At 71.9% G+C, this 22,815-nt stretch carries 18 protein-coding genes and 2 pseudogenes; 8 read left to right on the top strand and 12 right to left on the bottom strand.

The genetic code is table 11. The annotated features are described in order from the left end of the window. Nucleotides 1-27 precede the first annotated feature (27 nt). The 7 genes and pseudogenes from AS857_RS40095 to AS857_RS25155 form a co-directional block, all read right to left on the bottom strand. On the bottom strand, nucleotides 28-1,593 hold the full coding sequence (locus AS857_RS40095) for an L-lactate permease (RefSeq protein WP_058045521.1): 1,566 nt from the start codon (nucleotides 1,591-1,593) through the stop codon (nucleotides 28-30). Then, a complete protein-coding gene (locus tag AS857_RS25180) occupies nucleotides 1,590-3,533 on the bottom strand; it encodes an FAD/NAD(P)-binding protein (protein ID WP_058045520.1) in 1,944 nt (647 codons plus the stop codon). The genes AS857_RS40095 and AS857_RS25180 overlap by 4 nt, the downstream gene beginning before the upstream one ends. 110 nt (nucleotides 3,534-3,643) lie before the next feature. Continuing rightward, complete coding sequence (gene sbnB, locus AS857_RS25175) at nucleotides 3,644-4,651, bottom strand: 2,3-diaminopropionate biosynthesis protein SbnB (RefSeq protein WP_058045519.1); 1,008 nt, start codon at nucleotides 4,649-4,651, stop codon at nucleotides 3,644-3,646. A 2-nt stretch (nucleotides 4,652-4,653) separates the two neighbouring features. Continuing rightward, nucleotides 4,654-5,679: a 2,3-diaminopropionate biosynthesis protein SbnA gene (sbnA, locus tag AS857_RS25170; RefSeq protein ID WP_058045518.1), complete on the bottom strand. Its 1,026-nt coding sequence runs from the start codon at nucleotides 5,677-5,679 to the stop codon at nucleotides 4,654-4,656. A 396-nt stretch (nucleotides 5,680-6,075) separates the two neighbouring features. Beyond that, the gene (locus AS857_RS25165; RefSeq protein WP_079110612.1) at nucleotides 6,076-6,567 is read right to left on the bottom strand and encodes a pyrophosphohydrolase domain-containing protein; all 492 of its coding nucleotides are present in this window, start codon (nucleotides 6,565-6,567) and stop codon (nucleotides 6,076-6,078) included. A gap of 17 nt (nucleotides 6,568-6,584) precedes the next feature. Further along, nucleotides 6,585-6,934, bottom strand: a pseudogene (gene eno, locus AS857_RS25160) (phosphopyruvate hydratase); the annotation flags it as partial. Nucleotides 6,935-7,092: 158 nt separating this feature from the next. Then, complete coding sequence (locus AS857_RS25155; protein ID WP_058045515.1) at nucleotides 7,093-7,368, bottom strand: DUF1876 domain-containing protein; 276 nt, start codon at nucleotides 7,366-7,368, stop codon at nucleotides 7,093-7,095. A gap of 141 nt (nucleotides 7,369-7,509) precedes the next feature. Here AS857_RS25155 and AS857_RS39180 point away from each other — a divergent pair, with 141 nt between their 5' ends. Beyond that, nucleotides 7,510-8,505 carry a phenylalanine 4-monooxygenase gene (locus AS857_RS39180; RefSeq protein WP_058045514.1) on the top strand — a complete coding sequence of 332 codons (996 nt, stop codon included), beginning with the start codon at nucleotides 7,510-7,512 and terminating at the stop codon, nucleotides 8,503-8,505. Nucleotides 8,506-8,739: 234 nt separating this feature from the next. Further along, entirely contained in the window at nucleotides 8,740-10,596 is a 1,857-nt protein-coding gene (locus tag AS857_RS25145; RefSeq protein WP_245700661.1) for a S9 family peptidase, read from the top strand. Here the strand turns inward: AS857_RS25145 and AS857_RS41630 are convergent. From AS857_RS41630 to AS857_RS25125, 5 genes and pseudogenes are all read right to left on the bottom strand, one after another. Beyond that, nucleotides 10,478-11,362: pseudogene (locus AS857_RS41630) on the bottom strand (SURF1 family protein); the annotation flags it as partial. The gene AS857_RS25145 and the pseudogene AS857_RS41630 overlap by 119 nt on opposite strands. Before the next feature lie 241 nt (nucleotides 11,363-11,603). Then, on the bottom strand, nucleotides 11,604-12,668 hold the full coding sequence (locus AS857_RS25140; protein ID WP_058045513.1) for a hypothetical protein: 1,065 nt from the start codon (nucleotides 12,666-12,668) through the stop codon (nucleotides 11,604-11,606). Beyond that, entirely contained in the window at nucleotides 12,665-13,324 is a 660-nt protein-coding gene (locus AS857_RS25135; protein WP_245700462.1) for a SigE family RNA polymerase sigma factor, read from the bottom strand. Before AS857_RS25135 ends, AS857_RS25140 begins: the two co-directional genes overlap by 4 nt. Before the next feature lie 281 nt (nucleotides 13,325-13,605). Beyond that, nucleotides 13,606-14,712 carry an aspartate-semialdehyde dehydrogenase gene (locus AS857_RS25130; protein WP_058045512.1) on the bottom strand — a complete coding sequence of 369 codons (1,107 nt, stop codon included), beginning with the start codon at nucleotides 14,710-14,712 and terminating at the stop codon, nucleotides 13,606-13,608. Then, nucleotides 14,709-15,980, bottom strand: coding sequence for an aspartate kinase (locus AS857_RS25125; protein ID WP_058045511.1), 1,272 nt, complete (start codon nucleotides 15,978-15,980; stop codon nucleotides 14,709-14,711). The genes AS857_RS25130 and AS857_RS25125 overlap by 4 nt, the downstream gene beginning before the upstream one ends. 531 nt (nucleotides 15,981-16,511) lie before the next feature. Here AS857_RS25125 and AS857_RS25120 point away from each other — a divergent pair. From AS857_RS25120 to AS857_RS25095, 6 genes are all read left to right on the top strand, one after another. Next, nucleotides 16,512-17,159: a thermostable hemolysin gene (locus AS857_RS25120; RefSeq protein WP_058045510.1), complete on the top strand. Its 648-nt coding sequence runs from the start codon at nucleotides 16,512-16,514 to the stop codon at nucleotides 17,157-17,159. After that, nucleotides 17,146-18,879: an AMP-binding protein gene (locus tag AS857_RS41625; protein WP_058045509.1), complete on the top strand. Its 1,734-nt coding sequence runs from the start codon at nucleotides 17,146-17,148 to the stop codon at nucleotides 18,877-18,879. Before AS857_RS25120 ends, AS857_RS41625 begins: the two co-directional genes overlap by 14 nt. A gap of 5 nt (nucleotides 18,880-18,884) precedes the next feature. Continuing rightward, nucleotides 18,885-19,799, top strand: coding sequence for a TauD/TfdA family dioxygenase (locus AS857_RS41620; RefSeq protein WP_058045508.1), 915 nt, complete (start codon nucleotides 18,885-18,887; stop codon nucleotides 19,797-19,799). A gap of 142 nt (nucleotides 19,800-19,941) precedes the next feature. Then, nucleotides 19,942-20,349: a darcynin family protein gene (locus AS857_RS25105; protein ID WP_058045507.1), complete on the top strand. Its 408-nt coding sequence runs from the start codon at nucleotides 19,942-19,944 to the stop codon at nucleotides 20,347-20,349. Further along, entirely contained in the window at nucleotides 20,346-21,317 is a 972-nt protein-coding gene (locus tag AS857_RS40090; protein WP_058045506.1) for a hypothetical protein, read from the top strand. Before AS857_RS25105 ends, AS857_RS40090 begins: the two co-directional genes overlap by 4 nt. After that, nucleotides 21,310-22,788, top strand: coding sequence for an MFS transporter (locus AS857_RS25095; RefSeq protein ID WP_058045505.1), 1,479 nt, complete (start codon nucleotides 21,310-21,312; stop codon nucleotides 22,786-22,788). The genes AS857_RS40090 and AS857_RS25095 overlap by 8 nt, the downstream gene beginning before the upstream one ends. Nucleotides 22,789-22,815 lie beyond the last annotated feature (27 nt).

The raw sequence follows: 22,815 nt of genomic DNA, 5'->3' as shown, positions 1-22,815 counted from the left end.
GTTCTTTCTGTCGGGTTCTCTCGGGTCTCATTGCCAGAGGACTGCGATGACTCCCGTCGTGAGGAACACGAGGGCGTGCACGGAAAGCACCGTGCGCAGGACCCACCGGGTGTCCACGGGGCGGTCGGCGTCCGTGTCCGTGTCCGCGTTCACGGCGGTCTGCACCACCGGGGTGGTCATCGTCCCGGTCGCCGTTCCCGAAGGCGAAGAGGACGGTGCGGACGTTCCGGCCGGCTTCGGTGCCTTGGACGGCGCCGCCGGGCCGGGGGCGTTCTGCGCCAGCTGTGCGGCCAGGACCACGCGGGCGCTGGAGGCGCCCGAGGCCAGGGCCGCGCTGACGTTCTGCACGGCGACGAGGTGGCCGGTGGAGTAGCCGAGCGCCTCGGCGGTGTTGGCCTGGCTGGCGGCGAACATCGCGTTGGCGCCGGTGTTGGAGCCGGCGAGGAAGCCGCCGACGGCGCCGATCCAGGGGGCGAGCACGAGGTAGGAGGAGCCGATCGTGGCGCAGGCCTCGGCGAGCTCCCGGCTCATGCCGGTCACGGTGAGCACGGTGCCCAGGGTGAGGAAGACGACGGTCGTCAGGGTCACCTGCCACCAGCGGCCGAGGGCGGCGACGGCGGCCGGGCCCAGGACGGGCTCCCCGGCGCCGAGCAGCTTCGGCGTGAGGGCGGCGGTCACCAGGAGCCAGCCGCCGGGGCCGGCGACGACCGTCCACCAGCCTTCCTTGACGCCCGCCGACTCCAGGATCAGCCGGCTCACCAGGAGGCCGGCGACGAGGAAGCCGTACGGGGAGAGCGTGCGGCCGATGGGCTCGCGCTTGCCCTCCGCGCCGCCCCGCTCCAGCATCCGGGAGACCACCAGCAGGACGACCATGGTGACGAGTCCGCCGAGGACGCCGGCCAGCGGCACGCCGATGAAGGTGTTGACGGCCCAGACGGTGCCCCAGAGCGCCGCCACGGCCAGCAGCAGGTCGCCGGCCGAGGCCAGCGCCCGCCGCGCGCCGAGGGCGACGACCAGCGTCGCGGCACCGCAGATGAGGAAGACGGGCGCGGACAGCAGGGCGGAGTCGATGCCCAGCTGCTGGAAGTCGACGTCGCCGAGTTCGGCGGCGACGAGGCTGCCCGGTGCCAGGGAGCCCCACGGCACGGTGACCAGGCCCAGCAGCCCGACCACGGCGGCCTTCGCCGGCGGCAGGCCGAGCTGGCGCAGGAGCGGGATGGCCACGATGACGCCGATGCCGAAGCCGGTGAGCGACTCGGCGAACGGCGTCACGCCGAGCATCACCAGCAGCACCGCCCGGCTGGGGGAACTGCAGGCGCTGCCTATCCAGTTGCCCATGCGGGACTGGGCGCCGGTGCGGGTCATCAGCTCACTGAGCAGGATGCCTCCGAAGAGGATCGCGCCCAGTTCGACGATGGTCGGCAGCATGTGCAGCTGGGCGTCGCCGAGATCGCCCAGGGGGGTGCGGAACGAGGTGGCCGTGAGGACCAGTGCGGTCGCCAGGGCCGCCAGGCTTGCGTACAGGGCGCGCACGCTCAGGGCGAGAAGCCCCAGCGTGACGAGGATGGGGAGGGTTGCGAGAGCAGCGTTCACGTAGCCACCTTTGCAGATGCCATCTCTGCAGTCGTCAGGGGCAGTTCGGACAGGCGCTGCGCTGCTTCGAGCATGGCGGTGGCACTGCGGTGGGCGTCCATCAGGGCCCGTGAGAAGCCGCCCGGCGACGGCACGTAGTGGTTGTAGAAGGTGGTGCCTTCGGACAGCGGGCCGAGCACCCACATCCGCTCGTCCTGCTCGCCGTCGCGGCCGACCGGGTGCAGGCCGCGGGTGAGGTCGACGCCCCGGCTGCTGGCGACGGCGGGGCGGTGCCGGCGGATGGTGCCGTTGCGGACCAGGTCCGCGAGCAGCGGGCTGCCGGTGCGCTCGACGTCGGGCTGGCCGGAGGTGGCGTGGACCAGCCAGTCGGCGGTCGCGGTGTACGGCGTGCCCAGCCGGGTGGAGGACAGCCGCCAGCGCTCCTCCTGCGCGTCCCAGGCGAGTTCCGGCTCGGGGCCGAAGGGGACGGTGACGGCGCCTGCCCGGAGCAGGGCGAGCAGCTCCTGGTGGCGGTCCAGCTGCGGCCCGGTCACCGACCGGTTCAGGACGGCGGCGAAGGAGCCGTAGAACTCCTCGTGGGACTTCTCGTCGAGGCCCGCGAAGTCCACGGCGCGGCGGAGCAGTTCGCGCCGGTCGCGCAGCACTTCCAGCGCCGCCTTGAGCGGGCTGCCGGACAGGCCCAGCTCCGCCTGCTCCAGGTCCTCGGCGATACGCCCGGCGTACCAGTCCTGGTAGGCGCCGCTGTCGGGGAGTTCGCCCGTCTCGGGGAAGAGCAGCGCCTCGGGGTCCAGGACGCCGAAGTCCTCCCGGTGCGCGTCGTCCAGCCGGTCCAGCTCGGTCTCCAGCCGACCCGCCGCGAGGGCCTCGCGCAGGGCACCGGCCGTCCGCGTCTCGGCCTCGCCACCGCCGAGCAGCCCGGCGCAGCGCAGGTGGAACGCGATGCGCATCTCGGTGCGGACCAGCGGCAGCAGGTCGCCGTGAAGGCTCATGCCCTCCCCCGGCGCGTCGGCGCGCAGGCGGTCGACGGCCTCCGGGGTGAGCACCAGGGACTCGTACAGCGCGCCCTGGCGGTTGGCCCTGGGGCGGGCGCGGAACGGCAGCCCGGTGCGGGAGTACAGCAGGATGCGGGGCTCCGAGCCGCTGGGGACGTACTGCAGGGTCCCGTCGACGGTGGTGTAGCGGCCGCCCCGGCCGAGGGTGAGCGCGGCGAGGGCGTCCATGCCGGACAGTCCCGTACCCGCGAGGGCGACGGTCTGTCCGGGCAGGATGTCCGCGAAGCGGCTCTTCGGCGGGTAGATGTCCCGGACCCTGCGGTGCTCCCCCGGGGACCGCTCCGGCGCGGGCGGGGCGGGCGGCGGGGTGTGACCGGTGGTGAGGAAGACGAACGGCGCCGTCAGTATGCCGCCGTCGTCGAGGACGACGCGGCGGTTGCCGTCGGGCAGGACCGTCAGCTCGGTGGCCTCGCCCGTGTGGAAGCGGATCTCCAGGTGGTCGGGGGCGCGGTCCACGACCCGCCGCAGGAACCAGGAGAGGTACTCGCCGAGTATGCGGCGGGGAAGGTAGTCGTCCTCGCGTATCTCGCGGCCTACGGGGCCCAGCGTGTAGCCGTCCTCGGCCAGCCGGAGCCCCCGCTCGCGGACCCACTCGTAGAGGGTGGGGCCGCGGTCGCCGACGGTGTCGCCGACGGTGGCCTCCTCCGGGAACGGCGAGACCTGGTTGCAGGTGGTGTTGAGCAACAGGTAATCGGGCTGGGCCGGGTCGTGGATGCCCGTGGCGTCGCACAGCGGGTCGACGACGTCGACCGTGAACGGCCGCTCGCCCCATGCGGGGGCCGAGGTCAGGGTGACGATCCGCTCCAGGACGCCCAGGCCGCGGGAGCCGAAGCCGATGATGCAGGCGCCGAGGTCCGCGGCGGCGGGGGCGGAGGAAGACGTGGACAAGGTCGGCAAGGGAGAAGTCGCAGTGGAAGCGGAGGAAGAGGGAGAAGTGGAAGAGGGAGAAGTGGAAGAGGGAGAGGTGGAAGAGGGTGAGGAAGGGGGCAGCGTCATCGTCACCACCGCCGGGTCTCGCCGAAGAAGTCCGGGACGTCGACGGTCTCGCCGCTCTCCCGCGCCGTGCGGTAGACGTGCATGCCGACGGCCAGGTCGAGGACGCCCAGACCGAACGGGGAGAAAATCACCGGGCGCTCGCGGTCAGGCCGGACGTCGCCGAGGATGACCTCCGCGAGCGTGCCGTCGATGAAGTCGCGGTGCCCGTACTTCTGCTCGGCCAGGTGCGGGGAGGTGTTGGCCGTCATGCAGTGGCCGATGTCGTCGAGGATGTTCTGCGCACCGAGGATGATCTCCGGGCCGATGTCGCGCAGCGAGACGTTCAGCACGACCTGGCCGGCGGTGAAGGTGGCGGCGTCGGTGACGTAGGGCTCGCCTGCCGTCGTGGCGAAGACGACCAGGTCGGAGCCGGTCAGGGCGGCGGTCAGGTCGTCCTCGGTCGTAGTCCGGTAGCCCAGGGACGAGCCGGCGTACTCGGCGAAGGCCTTGCTGTACTCGGGCAGCCGGTCGTGGATGACCAGCTCCTCCACGGCCCACTCCTGGGCGGTGAAGAACTCCAGGATGTTGCGGGCGATGATGCCGGCGCCGACGATGGTCAGCCGCCGGGCGGTGCGTCCGCCGGTGAGCTGCTCCGCGGCCAGGACCGCGGAGGCGGCGGTGCGGGCGGCGCTGATCTGGGAGGCCTCGAGGCAGGCGAAGGGGTAGCCGGTCTCGTAGTCGTTGAGCAGCAGGGCGGCCGAGGCGCGCGGGAAGCTCTTGTCGATGTTGCCCGGGAAGCTGCTGATCCACTTGATGCCGGCCACGTCCGTCTTGCCGCCCAGGTAGGCGGGCAGGGCGATGATGCGGCTGTCGGGCTTGTCGGGGAAGCGCAGGAAGTAGCTGTTGGGGTTGACCGACTCGCCCGCGTGGTGGGTCAGATAGGTCTCGCGCACCTCCGTGACGATCTGCTGCCGCGTGCGGCCGATGATGTCGCGGGCGGTCTTTCCGCCGATGACGCTGAACTCGAACATTGTTATCCCTTCAGGGCCGGCACGCCGGTGCCGGGAATCGGATTCGGTGTGGTGGCAGAGTGACCGCGCTGGTTCGGCACCGTGACGTCGGCGCCGAACCGTTCCTGGACCCATGTGTCGTCGTAGATGGTGCTCAGGTACCGGTCGCCGAAGTCGGGCGCGATGGCCACGACGCGGGCGCCGGAGGGGATCTCGTCCCGCCGGCCTTCGACGGCGGCCAGTACCGACCCGGTCGAGCCGCCCGCCACGATGCCCCTCTGGGCGGCGAGGCGGCGGCACATGCGCACGGCCTCGGCCTCGGGGACCATGACGGTGTGCTCGATCTGCTCCGGGTCGAAGATCTCGGGCCGGCGGCTGGTGCCCAGCCCCGGTATGTACCGCCTGCCGGGCGGCTTCCCGAAGGTGACCGAGCCGACCGTGTCGACGGCGATCACGCGGGTGTGCGGGGAGTGCTCCCTGAAGTACGCGACGCAGCCCATCAGCGTCCCGGTGGTCCCGGCGCCGACGAAGAGGTAGTCGACGTCCAGCCCCTGCTTGACGATGGCGGCCGCAGTGCGCTCGTAGTGCGCCTTGGGGTTGGCGGGGTTCGCGTACTGGTTGGGCCAGACCAGCGCGGGGTCCTCGGCGAGCCGCCGGTGGATGTAGTCGATGCGGGACTGCAGGAAACCGCCGTTGGCGTCCCGCTGGTCGACCGAGACGACCTGCGCGCCGAAGGCCTTCATCAGCGCGATGCTGAGGGCGGACGTATTGGGGTCGACGACGCAGGTGAAACGGTAGCCGCGGGCCGCGCACACCGAGCTCAGCGCAATTCCCAGATTGCCGGAGGAGGATTCGATGACATGGCCTCCGGGGCGCAGGACCCCGCGGCTCTCCGCATCCTCCAGGAGGCCGACCGCGGCCTTCATCTTGATGGATCCGGCCGGATTGAAGCCCTCCAGCTTGAGCAGGACATCGACCCCCGATATGAACCCGGACAGGTCGAGGAAGACGTCGTCCAGGATCATCTCGTGCGTGCTCTGATAGATCATTTGATTGATCGCCTCGTATTTCCGCGGGTGGGCACGGGAAACGACGGCACCCCGACAACTTTCCGGAGCCTTTTCCTTGGGGCGCTCGGGGGAAGGGGGTTTCGCGGTGGCAGGCCGGGCCGCCACTCCCTGCGTCCAACTCTGCCCGGGTAGGACCTTGTTGACCATGAGATGTCCATGGCGAGAAGTCGTCGGCGACTTGTCGTCACCCCCGTCGGGCCGTTTGGTCCTGACAGGGGCTCTGCCGGACGCCCCGTCAGGGGTCCTGACGGGCCATCGCCGTGGGGGCGGGTGCGCTACGAAAAATGACCGGCCGCCCGGATCGGGCGGCCGGTCACTTCGCTGTGAGCGGCTGGTGTGCGTGTGTACGTGAGGAGGCGCGGGACCGGGCCGGTGTCAGTCCCCGGACCGGTCCGGCCAGCCCTGGCTGCGCAGGACCGCGGACACGTCCGGTGCCCGGTAGTGCTCGCCCTTGAGCACCTTTCCGTCGGCCCGGCGGGACGCCTCGCCGTCGGGGCCCAGCTTGGTCATGTTCGAGCGGTGGATCTCGGCGATCACCGCGTCCAGGTCGATGCCGTGGACGAGGGCCGTGCCGTAGGCGACGTAGACCACGTCGGCCAGCTCGTGCGCGAGCTTGTCGAGCGGGCCGTCGACGGCGACCTCGGCGACTTCGGCCACCTCTTCGGCCAGCAATTCCTGGCGGTGGGCGGCGAGATCGGCGGGAACCTCCGTGGGAATCGTACGGGCATCGAGTCCGAAGGCGAGGTGGAACTCGCGCACTGATGCGGCGGGAGAGTGCGCCGGCGCTGCAGGAGAGTGCACCGGTGCGGCAGGAGAGTGCACCGGTGCGGCAGCAGAATCCACTGATGCGGCAGGAGAACGCTTCATCCGCCCGAGCCTACGAGTCAGCGGATGCCCAGGACGCTGCTGCCGGGGTAGACCCCGCCTGCGGGCCGAGCTCCTCCTCGATGCGGATGAGCCGGTTGTACTTGGCCGTGCGGTCGGAGCGCGAGAGCGACCCCGTCTTGATCTGGCCGCAGTTCGTGGCGACCGCCAGGTCCGCGATGGTGGTGTCCTCCGTCTCGCCGGAGCGGTGCGACATCACCACGGTGCAGCCGGCCTTGTGCGCGGTCTCCACGGTCGTGAGGGTCTCGGTGAGCGAGCCGATCTGGTTGACCTTCACCAGGATGGAGTTGGCGTAGCCGCCGCGGATTCCGTCCTTCAGGCGTTCGGCGTCGGTGCAGAAGACGTCGTCGACGGCGGGCCGACTCTCAATTTTCCTTGTATTGCTGGTAATTCGGCGAAGGCTTGACTCGCTTTTCGCTACGGCACGCAGAAACCCGCCCCGGTGCGGAGCCGGGGCGGGTTTCTGCGGCCGCGAGGCCGGGTTCGGGAAGAGTCCGGGTTCAGGGGCTAGCCGAGCGATCCCTTCACCGGTTGGTGGGTGTGCGACTCGATGTCGCGGGCCGCGTTGTCGAGCAGCTTGTTGGTGAGATCGGAAAGGGCGCGGGCCGCCGCGAGTTCGTCGCCTATGGCGGGGTCGTTCTGGTCGGCCGGATTGCACCGGGCGACGCCATGACCCACCAGTCGCCGCTCCCCGCCCTTGCCGATCAGCGTGGCATCGGCGGTGACCTTGCGGCCCTCTTCGGTGATGTCGATCTGGGCGTTCCACGCCGTTTTGGTCGTCATGGCAAACCTCCTGTACCAGAGCGCAGAGCACACACCTGGGCCCACTGTCCACGCTGGCACCGGTAGGGCCCCGCCGCATCTCAGAGCCCCACCCGACCGGGGGATGTTACCCTCTGCTCCCTCCTGGGCACCCTGTGTGTCATGAGTCAACTCTGGTCACGCACGCCGGTGACGCCGGGAGGCAGGCTCGGCCCGGCGGCGCAGCACCCGGGACGGTGCGACAGCCGGTACCTGCAGCGGCGGAAAACCCTGGTGGAGCTGGCCCGCGGTCACCGCGTGGGCGACCCGTCGCCGCCGGTGGACTACACCGAGGACGAGCACGCCACGTGGCGCACGGTCCACGGCGCGCTGGGCAGGGCGCACCGGGCGCACGCCTGCCGGGAGGTGCTGGACGCCGCGGAGGCGGCCCCCGTGCCGGCCGACCACGTACCGCAGCACGCGGAGGTCGGGGCGCGGCTGAAGCCGCTCACGGGGTTCGAGTTCACGCTCGCGGGCGGGTTCGTGGAGAACCGGCGCTTCCTCGGCTCGATGGAGCGCGGCTACTTCCACGCCGTGCAGTTCGTCCGCCATCCGTCGGTGCCGCTGTACACGCCCGAACCGGACGTGATCCACGACGTGTTCGGCCACGGCATCCACCTGGCGTCGCCCGGGTTCGCCGAGCTCTACCGCATGTTCGGCCGCACGGCGACGCGCCTGACCACGCCCGAGGCCCTCGACGTCATCAGCCGCGTGTACTGGTTCACGCTGGAGTTCGGCGTGATGGCGGAGACGGGGGCCGGGAGCTGGACGGGGGGCGGGAGCTGGATGGGTGGCGGGGCCAGGGGCGGGGCGGGAGCGGGTTCCGGCTCGGGCTCCGGCTCGGGCCCGGGCTCCGGCTCGGGCGGGGTCAAGGCCTACGGTGCGGCGCTGCTGTCCTCGTACGGGGAGCTGGAGCGGCTGGGCTCGTGCGAGGTCCGGGAGCTGGACGTCCGGGCCATGGTCGCCACGCCCTACCGGGTCTCGGGCTACCAGCCGGTGCTGTTCGGCGCGCGGTGCATGAACCACCTCGCCGACACGCTCGCCGGATTCCTGGAGGACTTCGACGACGACACGGCCCACCGGCTGGGCCTGCGCCCGGTGCCGGGCGACCGGTCCTGAGCCCCGCGCCCGGACGGAAGGGGCCCGTCCGGAACGGAGTTATCCACAGGCTGCGGCCGCCCTCGGCGCGATGTCCCCGCTCCGTCGCAGAATGGGGCCATGACTGAGAGCAACGGGTCCGAGCAGAAGTCCGGGCAGAAGTCCGGGCAGAAGGACGAGGGGCCCGCCGTCGCCCCGCAGGGCGCGGCGGCGGTGCCGGATGCAGCCGCGGCCGTGGCGGATGCGGCGGCGGCCGTGCCCGATTGGGAGAAGCGCTTCCGGGCGCCGCGCGTCGGGCTGCCGAGATGGGCGAAGGACGCCCCCGACCGCGCGCTGTTCGTGTCCAACGTGACGGGCACCTTCGAGGTGTACGCGTGGGACCGCGCCACGGGCGCGCAGCGCCAGGTGACCGACCGGCCGAACGGCACGACGGGCGGGGTGCTGCCGCCCGACGGCGAGTGGATCTGGTGGTTCGCCGACAAGGACGGGGACGAGTTCGGCGTGTGGATGCGCCAGCCCTTCCACGGCGGGGCCGACGAACCCGCCGTGCCCGGCCTCGAGCCCTCCTACCCGGCCGGCCTGGCCCTGGGCCGGGACGGCACGGCCGTGGTCGGCCGTTCCACGGACGAGGGCGGGTCGACGGTCCACGTGGCGCGGCCCGGCGCCGGGCCCGTGGAGATCTACCGCCACGCCGAGTCGGCGGGGGTCGGCGGCATGTCGTACGACGGCACGCTGATCGCGATCGAGCACACCGAGCACGGCGACGCGATGCACTCGGCCGTCCGCATCGTGCGGCCGGACGGCAGCACCGTCGCCGAGCTGGACGACACCCGTGGCGGCACCGAGGAGCTGGGCCTGGCGGTCATGGGCTTCGCGCCGGTGCCCGGGGACTCCCGGCTGCTCGTGGGGCACCAGCGGCGGGGCCGCTGGGAGCCGATGCTGTGGGACGCGGCCACGGGCGAGGAGACGGCCCTCGCCGTCGACCTGCCGGGCGACCTGGACGCCGGCTGGTATCCGGACGGCTCCGCGCTGCTCATCGAGCACAGCCACCAGGCCCGCAGCGAGCTGTGGCGCTACGACCTGGCCGATGCCTCGCTGACCCGCCTGGACACCCCGGTGGGCACGGTGTCGGGCGCCCTGCCGCGGCCGGACGGCAGCGTGGAGTTCCTGTGGTCCTCGGCGGCCGAGCCGTCGGTCGTGCGGTCCACGAGCGGGCAGGTCGTGCTGGATCCGCCCGCGCTGCCGGGCGGGGTCGGCCGGGCCCCGCGGTCCGTGCCGGTCCGGGACGTCTGGGTGGACGGGCCGGGCGGCAAGGTGCACGCCCTGATCCAGGTGCCGGAGGGCACCGGGCCCTTCCCCGCCGTCTTCGACGTCCACGGCGGCCCGACCTGGCACGACAGCGACGCCTTCGCCGCGGGCCCCGCCGCCTGGGTCGACCACGGCTATGCGGTCGTCCGGATCAACTACCGCGGCTCGACGGGCTACGGACGCGCCTGGACGGACGCCCTCAAGCACCGGGTGGGTCTCATCGAGCTGGAGGACATCGCCGCGGTCCGGGACTGGACGGTCTCCGCGGGGATCGCCGACCCCGATCGGCTGGTGCTCGCCGGCGGGTCGTGGGGCGGCTACCTGACCCTGCTCGGCCTGGGCACCCAGCCCGGCGCCTGGGCGCTGGGCCTGGCCGGGGTGCCCGTCGCGGACTACGTGACGGCCTATCACGACGAGATGGAGGCCCTGAAGGCCCTGGACCGCACGCTGCTGGGCGGCACGCCGGAGGAGGTGCCGGAGCGCTACGCGGCGTCCTCCCCGCTGACGTATGTCGACGAGGTGCGGGCGCCGGTCTACATCTCCGCGGGCATGAACGACCCGCGGTGCCCCATCCGGCAGATCGAGAACTACGTGGAGCGGCTGGAGGGCCGCGGCCACCCCCTGGAGGTCTACCGCTACGACGCGGGGCACGGCTCCCTGGTGGTGGAGGAGCGGATCAAGCAGCTCCGGCTGGAGATCGCTTTTGCGGAGCGTCATCTGGGCCGTCCTGCCCCGGACCGTCCGGAGTCTGCCCCGAGCCGTCAGGAGTCGGTCCCGGACCGTCCGGAGCCTGCTCCGGAGTGATGCCGAGGGCCAGGTCGCGCGCGGCCTCCGCCTCCCGGCGGAAGAGCCTGGCCCACATGAAGAGCACGAAGCCGGCGAAGACGAACCACTCACCGGTGTAGCCGAGATTCTGGAAGGCCTTGAGGTCCAGGCCGCTGTTCGGGGCGGCGGCCGGGGGCACCGGGGTCATGGACCCGTCCGCCTCGGTGGCGGTGATCCACGCGTCGTACACCCCGTACGGCACGAGGTTGACCAGCGAGGCGGCGCTGATCACGCCGACCTGGCCCTCGGGCAGGCCGCCGCTCGCGTGCACGCCCTTGGAGCCGGGGCTCTCCGAGGACTGCAGGGCGCCGGTGACCGTCACGCGGCCGGCCGGCGGGGCGGGCACCCCGGCGGTGTCCGCCTTGGAGGCCGCGTCGCCGGGCAGCCAGCCCCGGACGACGGGGAGGGCCTTGCCGTCGTCGGTGCGCAGCAGGGTCAGCACGTAGAAGCCCCGGCGGTCGTCCAGGCTCCGCTCCGGCACGAGCAGCTGGTGCCCGGTGTCGTAGCGGCCGGAGGCCGTCGCCCGGCGGCCGGAGGTCTCCGTCGTCACCGGGAGGAGGTCGCGCAGGGGCTCGGCCTCGGACTTCCGGGCGTCGTCGGCCTGCGTCTGCTGCTCGCGGTGCGAGTCGACGCGCGTTTCGAAGCGGCCGAGCTGCCAGCTGCCCATGAAGAGACAGAAGGGGATGGCCACCACAGTGAAGACGTTGATCGCCCACCAGCGGGGAGTCAGCAGGAACCGATACACACCACCACGGTACGGGCACGCCCGTGGGGACGGTCACCGCCCCCTGCCGGGTGCGCCACCGGCACCGCCACCACCGTCGGCACGGGCGTCACGGCAGACGTCACGACAGGCACCACGACAGGCGTCGCAGCAGGCGTCACGACAGGCCTCAGGCCGGCCTTCACCGCAGACGTCAGGCCGGCTGTCATGGCTGCCGTCATGGCTACCGTCACGGCTGCCCTTACGGCCCGCCCCGGCGTCGTCAGCTCGCGGTGACGATCGGACCCGTCCGGTAGACGGTGCCGGCGCACGCGTCGTCGATCTTGGCGTCGGCTATGGCCGGCTCGCCGACGTCCGGAGTGTGGCTGAGCACGACGCTCGGCGGCGGCGTGGGCGGGGGCGAATCCGGCACGCTCGGCTGCTGGGCGGCCGCGGTGCCACTGGCCGGGGAGGCGCTGGCGCCGCCGCCCGCGGAAGGCGCCGGAGAGGCCCCGCCGGTGTTCTTGGCGCAGCTGTTGCGCGCGCCGTCGGCCGTCGGGATCCAGGCGAACTTCACCTCGTACGCCTGCCCGGGCTGGAGGATGACCTCGCTGGGCTCGGTCGTGGGGTCGGGCAGGCCGGTCGCGGCGTCGCCCGGCGTGTGGTCGACGACGGAGACGCGCCCGCTCTCGGCGCTGCCCCGCGGGCTCGCGGCGACGGTCCCGGGCCCGCCCACCGTACAGACGGCGCGGGAGACGTTGACCACGCGGAAGGCGCCGTAGACGCGGCCGTCCCGGTCGGCGGGGCCGACGGAGCCGCTGCCCTTGCCGAGCTGGTCGCGGTCGCAGATCGGGGAGACGGCGGCGAAGGTGTTCGTGGGCGCGGGGAGGTTGCCCGCGGGGGAGGACGCGGCGGGCTTGGGCTCGTTGCCCTTGCTCCCCTCGTTCTTGCGCTGCTCCCGCTTCTCGTCGTGGTTCCGGGCCTCGCCCTGCTCGGGCCGGCCCCCGCCGTCGCCCACCGCGTCGGGCTCGGCGCCCGGCTCCTCGGGGGTGTGCTGGGAGCTGGCGGTATTGGCGTGGCGCTCCTCGACCTCGTCACCGGTGGTGGCGACGTGGACGACCGCGGGCAGGGCCGTGCCGCCGAGGATCAGCGCGGCCGCGGCGCCCACGAGGGCATGCCTGCGGCGGGTGCGCCGGGCCGGCACGGCGCGCCGGATGTGCTCCAGCGCGTCGGGAGCGGGCTCGATGTCCTCGACGGCGCCCTGCAGCAGCTGCCGGAGCGTCTGTTCGTCCATGCCGCCGCCACGCTCGTCGTCGGGACCGGGCCCGTCGTAGGGGGGGCGGGTCATGCCGGAGCCTCCATGGCGACGCGGAGCGCCGCGATCCCCCGCGACCCGTACGCCTTGACCGAGCCGAGCGAGAGGCCCAGGGTCTCGGCGACCTGGGCCTCGGTCATATCGGCGAAGTAGCGGAGGACGAGGACTTCACGCTGCCGGCGTTGCAGTCCGCGCATCGCTTTGATCAATTGGTCGCGCTCCAGCTGTTCGTACGCTCCCTCTTCGGCGCTCGCCATGTCGGGCATCGGCTTGGAGAGCAGCTTCAGCCCGAGGATGCGGCGGCGGAGCGCCGAGCGGGACAGATTGACGACAGTCTGCCTCAGATAGGCGAGGGTCTTCTCCGGGTCCCGGACCCGGCTGCGCGCGGAGTGCACCCGTATGAAGGCCTCCTGGACCACGTCCTCGCAGGAGGCGGTGTCGTCGAGGAGCAGCGCGGCAAGGCCGAGCAGGGAGCGGTAGTGGGCCCTGTAGGTCTCGGTGAGGTGGTCGACTGTGGTGCCCGCTGCCATTGCTTCGTCAGCGTCCCCCCGCTGGGGCGGGAGCTGGGCGGCGGTGCGGGCGGCCGGCCAGGGAGCGATCACCGGCATGCCGCCCGACGGGTGGGAACGCGGACGCAGTGCGCTGCCGCCGCGCCTCGGGGCGGTTGCGATGCTGATGACCTCTGCCACGCCTGTTGGACACGCTTCCCCCCGTCAGGGTTGTACACGCGAGGCGCCGCGTCTGACGATGCGCCGCGTGACGATGCGTCATATGCCCTCATGCGTACCAGCTCTTCCTCAATGCCCCGGTTCTGTTGCCGCCCTGAGAGACGGCAGCAAAGACGCCCCCCGGCCGCCGGCGGTTGCAGTGGGCGGGGAGCGCATCGTCGAACACTTCATCTGCCCAGTTCAAGAGGTCTGGACCAACGACTTGATCACAGAACCTTCAAGACCTTCACCAGTTCTCCAGATTAGGGAGTACTCAGCTCCGCCGCCACGCATTCGGCGACCTGAGCCGTGTTCAACGCCGCCCCCTTGCGCAGATTGTCACCGCATACGAAGAAGTCGAGCGCCTTCGGGTCGTCCATCGACCGGCGCACCCGCCCCACCCAGGTCGGGTCCGTGCCCACCGCGTCGGCGGGCGTGGGGAACTCCCCCTCGGCCGGGTCGTCCACCAGCACGACCCCGGGCGCGCTCGCCAGGATCTCGTGCGCCTGCCCGACCGTGACCTCGTTCTCGAAGCGTGCGTGCACGGCCAGCGAGTGCGTGGTGATCACGGGGACCCGTACGCACGTCGCCGCCACCCGCAGGCCCGGCAGTCCCAGGATCTTGCGGGACTCGTCGCGGATCTTCAGCTCCTCGGAGGACCAGCCGTCCTCCCGCAGCGAGCCGGCCCACGGCACCACGTTCAGCGCGAGGGGGGCCGGGAAGGGGCCCAGCGCGTCGCCGACCGCCCGGCGCACGTCGCCGGGCTGCGTCCCGAGGGAGGAGCCGGCCACCGCGGCCAGCTGCGCCCGCAGCGTGTCCACGCCCGCCTTGCCCGCCCCGGAAGCCGCCTGGTACGAGGAGACGACCAGCTCGCCGAGCCCGAACTCGGCGTGCAGCGCGGCCACCGCGACGATCATCGACAGCGTGGTGCAGTTGGGCGTGGCGACGATGCCGCGCGGGCGCACCCGCGCCGCGTGCGCGTTCACCTCGGGCACCACCAGCGGCACGTCCGGATCCATCCGGAAGGCGGCGGAGTTGTCGACGACGACCGTGCCCTTGGCCGCCGCGATCGGCGCCCACCGGGCGGAGACCTCGTCCGGCACGTCGAACATGGCGACGTCGACGCCGTCGAAGACCTCTTCGCTCAGCGCGACGACCTCGGTCTCCTCGCCGCGCACGGTCAGGCGGCGCCCGGCCGAGCGCGGGGAGGCGACGAGACGGATCTCGCCCCACACGTCCGCACGCTGCGAAAGGATCTCCAGCAGGACCGTGCCGACGGCGCCGGTGGCGCCGATGACGGCGAGCACCGGCTTACGGCCCGTACCGGCACCCGGGCGGGTGGCGGTACGGGCCGCGGGGCCGGCGGTCATCGCCCGGTGCCTCCGTAAACGACGGCCTCGTCGTTCTCGCTGTCCAGGCCGAAGGCGGAGTGCACCGCCCGGACGGCCTCGTTCACATCGTCGGCGCGGGTGACGACCGAGATGCGGATCTCGGAGGTCGAGATCAGCTCGATGTTCACGCCGGCGTTCGACAGCGCCTCGAAGAACGTCGCCGTGACGCCCGGGTTGGTCTTCATCCCGGCGCCGACCAGCGAGATCTTCGCGATCTGGTCGTCGTAGCGCAGCGAGTCGAAGCCCACGCGCTCCTTCGTCCGCTCCAGCGCCTCGACGGCCTTGCGGCCCTCGGTCTTCGGGAGGGTGAAGGAGATGTCGGTCAGGCCGGTGGACGCCGCGGAGACGTTCTGCACGACCATGTCGATGTTGATCTCGGCGTCCGCAATCGCCCGGAAGATCGTCGCGGCCTCACCCGGCTTGTCCGGCACACCGACGACCGTGACCTTGGCCTCGGAGGTGTCGTGCGCGACGCCCGAGATGATCGCCTGCTCCATCGGCTGGTCCCCTTGCGGTTCGTTGCTGACCCAGGTGCCCTGGAGCCCCGAGAAGGACGAGCGCACGTGGATCGGGATGTTGTAACGGCGTGCGTACTCGACGCAGCGGTGCAGCAGCACCTTGGAACCGGAGCTCGCGAGCTCCAGCATGTCCTCGAACGAGATCCAGTCGATCTTGCGGGCCTTCTTCACCACCCGCGGGTCGGCCGTGAAGACCCCGTCGACATCGGTGTAGATCTCGCAGACCTCGGCGTTCAGCGCGGCGGCCAGGGCGACGGCGGTGGTGTCCGAGCCGCCGCGGCCCAGGGTCGTGATGTCCTTGCTGTCCTGGGACACGCCCTGGAAGCCGGCCACGATCGCGATGTTGCCGGAGTCCACGGACTGCTGGATGCGGCCCGGCGTGACGTCGATGATGCGCGCCTTGCCGTGGACCGCGTCCGTGATGACACCGGCCTGGCTGCCCGTGAAGGACTGCGCCTCGTGGCCGAGGTTTTTGATCGCCATCGCCAGCAGCGCCATGGAGATCCGCTCTCCGGCGGTCAGCAGCATGTCGAACTCACGACCGGCAGGCATCGGCGAAACCTGCTCGGCGAGATCGATCAACTCGTCCGTCGTGTCACCCATCGCGGAAACCACGACGACCACCTGGTGGCCGTTCTTCTTGGCTTCCACGATTCGCTTGGCAACCCGCTTGATGCCTTCGGCATCGGCAACGGAGGAGCCTCCGTACTTCTGCACGACAAGGCCCACGTGCGCTCCTCGCAGCTCTGTGTAATGCGGTCGGCTCAGTCTAACGAGCGGTCGGAATCAGCCATGCCGATATCGCATGGTGAGACGTGTCGACCGCGCCGTGATCGCGGACGGTGCTCCGTCGGACCGCCCGCGGTCGCTTCTTCCCTCTGCGGCCCGAGCCACTCACTTTGTGAGCTGCACCATACGGGGGTCCGCGCGGCGATGCGCGCCGGCCCCGGCGCGGGTGGCTCCGCCGGTCTCGGCCGCGGTGACTCCGCCGGTCTCGACCGGCTCCGGCTGGCGTGACTCGGCCGGCCCCGGCCGACGTGACTCGGCCGCCCCGGTGGCGGCCTTCCAGCCCCCGTGGCGCGGTGGCGTACGTCGTGTCGCGAAGACGCCACCCCCCTGTCGCTTTCCCGGCGGCATTTTGCGCCCCATGGGCCTCTCCCGTCCGGCAATGTTTTCCGTGTCAGCAGGCCCCGGGGGAAAAGCCTCCGGTCGGGGGATCCGAGGGCGGGCCTGTGAAAGATTTTTTGGGGGAAGTCAGTCATGCATATCTCTGTCGCGGCGCGACTGAGTCAGGACTGGAGCGCGGCCAGCGATTTCGTCCGCGCCCGGTACGAGCGGGCCTACGGGGCGGACATCCTGCCCGATCCGGATTGTTTCGTCATCGCCCGGAAACAGGAAGGACGGGGCGGGCGCATCATCGCCTGCGGAGGCCTGACCTTCAATTCCGACCGCGGATTCTTTTCGGAGCGCTATCTGGACCGGCCGGTCGACGAGGTCGTCGGGGCGGCCACCGGCGAGGCCTGTGACCGCGAGGACCTCGTCGAGGTCGGCTCGCTGGCCGGGGGCGGCGGGGCGGGCCTGGAGCTGGTCCGGCTGCTGCCGATCCTCTCCTGGTGCCACGGGATGCGCTTCCTGATGTGCACGGTCACCACCGAGCTCGCGCAGACGCTGGACCGGGTCGGCATTGAATTCCAGCCGCTCGCGGAATCCTCCGCGGACCGGCTCACGGAATTCGAGCGACAGCGCTGGGGGACGTACTACGACCACCGGCCCATGGTCGGCGTGATCCGCCTGGAGGGAATTTCCCACCTCTTCTCGCAGACCACCGGAAAGTACAACTTCACCAATCTGCAGGTGGCCCTGCGCGGCGAGCGGAACGGAAAGGAGCTGGCTCATGCGGCTCGTTGAGAATGCCTTGCGGCAGCGGATTTCCAGTGACGATGTATTCGTCGAGGTGTTCGCCGACGGAGCCGGGGACGACGAATCCGGTCACAGCACCGGCGCCCGCTCCTCCTACTCGTACCGCCAGATCCTGCATGCGGCTGCCGGTCTCGCCTCCCGCCTCGGCAGGGTCACCGAGGGCGGCGCTCCCACCAAGGTCGCCGTCGTCATGGGCAACTCGCCCGACTTCGTCGTCGCCGACCTGGCCCTGCTGGGCAGCGGGCGCATCGAGGTCCCCGTGCCCCTGGCGTTCTCCGCGGACCAGGCCGCCTCGCTGCTGTGCGACGCGGACGTGTGCCTGGTCGACGGGCCCGGCGAGCGGCGCCTGGCCGAGTGGGGACGGGAAGCCGTGCTGCCCGCCCGCTGTCCCGTGCTGCGCGTCGACGTCGACGACCTGCTGGTCGACCCGTACGACGCGGTGCCCCCGCTGTTCGGCCCGGACACCGCCGACGACCGCGCTGCCGAGGGCCGCACCGCCGACGACCGCACCTCCGACGACCTCACTGCCGGGGGCCGCGTCGCCGACGACCGCACGTCCGGCGACCGCATCGCCGACGACCGCATCGGAAAGATCATCCACACCTCGGGGACGACCTCGAAGCCGAAGGGCGTGTGCATCCGCACCGCCGGCCTCGACGCCCTGCTGAGCTCCCTGCGCGCGGTCATGCCGCCCGGCGCGTACGCCCGCTACCTCTCCCTGGTCCCGTTCAGCCTCCTCATCGAGCAGGTCACCGCCCTGTACATGGTGATCCTGGACGGCGGCACCGTGATGCTCCTCCCCGAGGACGCCCCGCTGGTGGGAACCTCCGCCTCCGCGGCGCAGCGCGTCCTGCCGTACGTGGCACGGGCCCGGGCCTCCGCCCTGGTCGTCACCCCGGCGCTGGCCGAAGTGCTGGCCGCGGAGATCGAACGGGACGGCGTGGCACCCGTCTTCGGCACGCCGCGCGTCCCGCTGGTGTGCTGCGGCGGCGCCCCCGTCGACCCGGGCGTGCTGGCCCGCCTCGACGCCGGCGGCGTACCGGTCCACGAGGGCTATGGCCTGAGCGAGAACAGCTCCGTGGTGAGCTGGAACGCGCCCGGCGCCCGCAAGGTCGGCACTGTCGGCCGCGCCCTGCCCCACGTACGGACGAAGCTGGCGGCGGACGGCGAGCTGCTGATCACCGGCGAGTCGCTCTTCGCGGGCTACTCGCGGCAGGACCCGTCCAGTTGCGAGCTCGACCCGGACGGCTGGCTGCACACCGGGGACCTCGCCGAGATCGACGCCGACGGCTACATCAGCATCGTCGGCCGCAAGAAGAACATCATCATCACCGCGGCGGGCCGCAACATCGCCCCGGAGTGGGTGGAGGCGCGCTACCGCTCGCTGCCCGGCATCCGCGCCTGCGCCGTCTTCGGCGACGGCCTGGAGTCCCTGCACGGCCTGTTCCTGATCCCGCCGGGCGCCGACGCCGGGCAGGCGCGCCGCGACATCGAGGAGTTCGGGCTGCGCGAGCTGTCCGCGGTCGAGCGCGTCGCCGTCGTCCACACGCTGGAGGGCACCGAGGACGCCTACCTCGCGTACTTCACCGTCACCGGGCGCCCCCGCCGCCGCGAGATCGCCGAGGCCGCAGCGGCCGGCCGCTTCCCGCGCCCCTCCCGCACCCTGCCCCTGGCCCGCACCCTCACTCTCACCCCGACTGGAGCCTGATCGCCATGTTCGCCGCCACCATCGCCCCGTTCGGCACCGGCCAGGGTCGCCTGATCACCGCCGAGGACGGCGCCGCGCTGTCCGAGCTGCGCCCCCGGGAGGTCGTCGCCGAGCTCGCGGAGGCCGGGTTCCTGCTGCTGCGCGGCTTCGCGCCGTCCCTGGAGGACTTCTCCCTCTTCGTGAAGCACCACTCCGACCGGGTGACGCTCGACCCGGCCCGCTCCTTCCACGGCGGCGACGTCGCCCAGAAGGTCGACGCCGGCTACGACTCCGTGGGCCTGCACACCGAGAACGGCAACAGCCCGTTCGCGCCGGACCTGACCTGGTTCCTGTCGGAGAAGGCCGCGTCCAGCGGCTCCCAGACCACGGTCTGCGACGGCTACCGCGTCTGGGACGCCTTCGGCGAGCGGACCCGTGCCGCCTACCTCTCGCAGGACATCCTCTACAGCCGCCGCGTCGAGGAGTCCCGCTGGAAGGGCTTCGTCAGCCACCACTCCGGCGGCACGAAGGCCCCCGAGGACATCACCGTGGACGACATGCGCGCCCTCGCGCAGGGCCAGGGCCGTACGGTCATCGAGCTCCTCGACGACGGCGCGATCCGCTACGACTTCCACATCCCCGCCGCGCACCCGACCCTCTTCGGCGACCGGCTCGCCTTCGCCAACAGCATCCTGGGCCCCTCCAACAACTACGAGCCGCCGCGCATCACCTTCGCCGACGGCACGCCCTTCGACGCGGAGCTCGTCGAGGAGACCGAGCGGGTGACCGCGGAGATGACCGAGGAGATCGTCTGGCAGGACGGCGACGTGGCCCTCGTGGACAACACCCGGGTGATGCACGGCCGCCGACCCATCGAGGACCCCGAGCGGACGATCTACAACGCCCAGAGCTACCTGGCCGCGGAGCTGCGCAGCCGCTGACCGGCCTGGCTGCCGGCCTGCGCAGCCGCCCGGGGCCGGGCGGAAGACGCCCGTCCCCGGCCCCGGCCCGCCCCTCACCCCGATCTCCGATCCCAGATCCCAGATCCCAGGTCCCCGATCGTCCGAAAGGGCCCCAGACCTCATGCGCTACACCATCGTCCTCAGCTACGCCTTCAGCCCCGCCTGGCTCGACCTCACCCGCGACGAGCGGAACGCCATGGAGGAGCAGTACATCCAGCCGGTGTTCGCCAAGTACGCCGACCGCGTCTCGGCCCGCTTCTTCGACGCCGAGGCCTTCCACGCGCAGCACACCGACTTCGCCCTGCTGGAGACCACGGACCTCCGGGCGTACTACCACCTGATCGAGGAGCTCCGCGACACCCCGCTGATCGGCCGTCAGTACCTCGCCTTCACCGACATCAAGATCGGCATCGAGGACGGCTACCGCAGCTACGAGGAGTCCGTCGCAGAGTCCGCCACGACCGCAGAGCACGCAGAGCCCACAGAGCCTGCAAAGTCCGCCACGACCGCCGAGGAGATCCAGAAGTGACCACCGCCATCGCCGCCCCCGCCGTTGCTCCTGTCGTCGCTCCCGCCGGCCCTTCCGCCGACGCCTCCGCCGACGCGGACTTCGCCGCCATCGCCGCCGACGCCCACACCAACACCTTCCACCCCGGCGCCTTCGACTGGTCCCTCGCCCGCACCCCCGAGGAGCTGGCCTTCCTCTCCCGGCTCTGCTTCGAGGAGCCCGGCCACGAGGAGGCCTCGATCGCCTACCTCACCAAGGAGCTCGCCCAGTTGGCCGAGATCGAGCGGCACGTAGCCGCGGTGATGGCCCTCGTCCTCGCCGAGCTGCAGGCCGACGACTCCCCGCTGAACCGCGGCGACGACCTCCACTACGCGCTGTCCTGCTTCGCCGCCGAGGAGACCCAGCACGCCAACACCTTCTACCGCTACGTCCGCACCCTCTCCGGCCACGACCTCAAGCTGGGCGACAACCTCTTCGCCGAGCGCTTCGCCCTCTACCAGGGCCCGCAGTCGCCCTGGGTGAAGCTGGCGGCCCTGTGCTGCTCGGCGTACGTCGGCGAGTCGGTGATCACCGTCTTCGAGCGGCGCACCGAGCTGATGGACCCGCAGCACGCCCGCTTCTTCACGGACCTGCTGTACAAGCACGGCCTGGACGAGGCCCGCCACATCAAGGTCGACCACCTGGTGATGAACGTGGTGATCCCCGGCTTCTCCGACGCCGACAAGGCCGCGATGCGCGAGCTCCTGGACGCGACCGAGGACTACAACCGCGAACTGGCCGCGCGCTTCTCGGCCTCCGTCATCGGCGAGTTCGGCTTCGACTACACCGCGGGCAACGTCGCCCACGAGATCCAGATGCAGCTCACGCAGATGTTCGCCGCGCACTCCCACGGCGAGGACGGCGTGTACCGCTCCGTCGACGACGGCCTCGACCCCCAGGCCCGCCTTCTGATCAAGGAGTTCACCGATGCGGAGGCCGTCCATGTCTGAGACGCTCGCCCGGCCGGGACAGGCCGCCGCCCCCGCGGAAAGCCCCTCGGAAAGCCCCTCGGAAACCCCCGCGGTCTCTGCCAAGGCACCCGCCAAGGCACCCGCCAAGGCACCTGCCAAGGCCCTTGTCGCCAGCATCCTCCTCGCCCTCTTCCTCGCCGCCATCGACTCCACCGTCGTCGGCGCCCTCCTCCCGACCATCGCCCACGGCTTCGGCCACGAGACGCTCTACCCCTGGCTGATCTCCGGTTTCCTGCTGGCCAGCGTGCTCTCCGTGCCCTTCGCGGGCCTGGCCGCGGACCGCTGGGGCAGCCGGGCGGCCATGACCGCCGCCCTCGGCTGGTTCGCCGCCTCCTCGCTGGCCGTGGCGCTGGTGACGGACATGCCCTCGCTCATCGCGGCCCGCGCCGCGCAGGGCATCGGCGCCGGCGGGGTCACCGCCCTGTCGTACGTACTGATCGGCCAGGCCTTCGACAACGCGGGCCGGGCGAAGATGCAGGGCCTGCTCTCGTCGGTCTGGGGGCTCGCGGCCGTCGCCGGCCCGCTGCTCGGCACGGCGGTACAGGCCACCGTCGGCTGGCGCTGGCTGTTCGCCGCGAACGTCCCCCTCGCCGCCGTCGCAGTCGCCATGATCCTCAAGCACGGCCCGGGCACCCGCTCCGAAAACCCCGGCAAGGGCCCCGACCCGGTCGCGCTCACCACCTTCGCCGCCGCGCTCTCCGCCTTCCTCCTGCTGCTCGTCGGCCCCACCCTGCACCTGCGGGTGTGGTCCTACGGCGCCCTCGCCGCGGTGCTCGTGGCCGCCACCGCCGCGCACGTCCGCCGACTGTGCTCCCCCGGCCGTACGGGCATGGTGCCCGCGGACTTCGCCGTCCGCCCGGCCCAGCGCAACGCGGGCCTGGTCACCATCGGCGCGGCCGTGACGCTCTACGCGTCGGTGACCCTGCTGCCGCTCGCCCTCACCGCGTCCGGCAGCACCGGCAGCGGCACCGCGGGCCTGCTCGTCGCCCCCGGCGCCCTGGGCTGGGTCGTGGGCTCGGCGCTGACCGCCCGGCTGCTGCAGCAGCACTCCGCCCGGACGACCGCGATCGGCGGCGCGTTCCTGCTGGCGCTCGGCAGCGCCGTCCTGGCCGTCTTCCCGGGTACGTCGGTCGTCGGCGCCGCCGTCGCCGAGCTGCTGATCGGCGTGGGGACGGGCCTGGTGACCTCGACCGCCCTGGTCCACGTCCAGAACGCGGCCCCGGCCCACCTGATGGGCGCGCACACCTCCACGGTCACCCTCCTGCGCAATCTCGGCGCCGCCATCGGCGTCAACCTCCTGGCCACCGTGCAGACCACGGCCGCCCGCAGCCTCGGCGGCCCGCACGCCGACGCCGACGCCTACCGCGTCGCCTTCGCCGTCCTCACCGCCCTCGCCCTGCTGACCGCCCTGGCCGCGGCCCGGCTCCGGCAGACGCGTACGGCGGGCTGACGGGTACAGCGGACTGACGGGTACGGA

The organism is Streptomyces roseifaciens, from assembly GCF_001445655.1.
GTDB classification, from domain to species: domain Bacteria; phylum Actinomycetota; class Actinomycetes; order Streptomycetales; family Streptomycetaceae; genus Streptomyces; species Streptomyces aureoversilis.
This window is presented reverse-complemented; position numbering and strand designations above follow the sequence as displayed.

Excerpts from the sequence above, each read along its gene's own strand:
- sbnB (WP_058045519.1), bottom strand. The coding sequence starts at position 4,651 with ATGTTCGAGTTCAGCGTCATCGGCGGAAAGACCGCCCGCGACATCATC.
- sbnA (WP_058045518.1), bottom strand. The coding sequence starts at position 5,679 with ATGATCTATCAGAGCACGCACGAGATGATCCTGGACGACGTCTTCCTC.
- AS857_RS25165 (WP_079110612.1), bottom strand. The coding sequence starts at position 6,567 with ATGAAGCGTTCTCCTGCCGCATCAGTGGATTCTGCTGCCGCACCGGTG.
- AS857_RS25155 (WP_058045515.1), bottom strand. The coding sequence starts at position 7,368 with ATGACGACCAAAACGGCGTGGAACGCCCAGATCGACATCACCGAAGAG.
- AS857_RS39180 (WP_058045514.1), top strand. The coding sequence starts at position 7,510 with ATGAGTCAACTCTGGTCACGCACGCCGGTGACGCCGGGAGGCAGGCTC.
- AS857_RS25140 (WP_058045513.1), bottom strand. The coding sequence starts at position 12,668 with ATGACCCGCCCCCCCTACGACGGGCCCGGTCCCGACGACGAGCGTGGC.
- AS857_RS25130 (WP_058045512.1), bottom strand. The coding sequence starts at position 14,712 with ATGACCGCCGGCCCCGCGGCCCGTACCGCCACCCGCCCGGGTGCCGGT.
- AS857_RS25120 (WP_058045510.1), top strand. The coding sequence starts at position 16,512 with ATGCATATCTCTGTCGCGGCGCGACTGAGTCAGGACTGGAGCGCGGCC.
- AS857_RS41625 (WP_058045509.1), top strand. The coding sequence starts at position 17,146 with ATGCGGCTCGTTGAGAATGCCTTGCGGCAGCGGATTTCCAGTGACGAT.
- AS857_RS41620 (WP_058045508.1), top strand. The coding sequence starts at position 18,885 with ATGTTCGCCGCCACCATCGCCCCGTTCGGCACCGGCCAGGGTCGCCTG.
- AS857_RS25105 (WP_058045507.1), top strand. The coding sequence starts at position 19,942 with ATGCGCTACACCATCGTCCTCAGCTACGCCTTCAGCCCCGCCTGGCTC.
- AS857_RS25095 (WP_058045505.1), top strand. The coding sequence starts at position 21,310 with ATGTCTGAGACGCTCGCCCGGCCGGGACAGGCCGCCGCCCCCGCGGAA.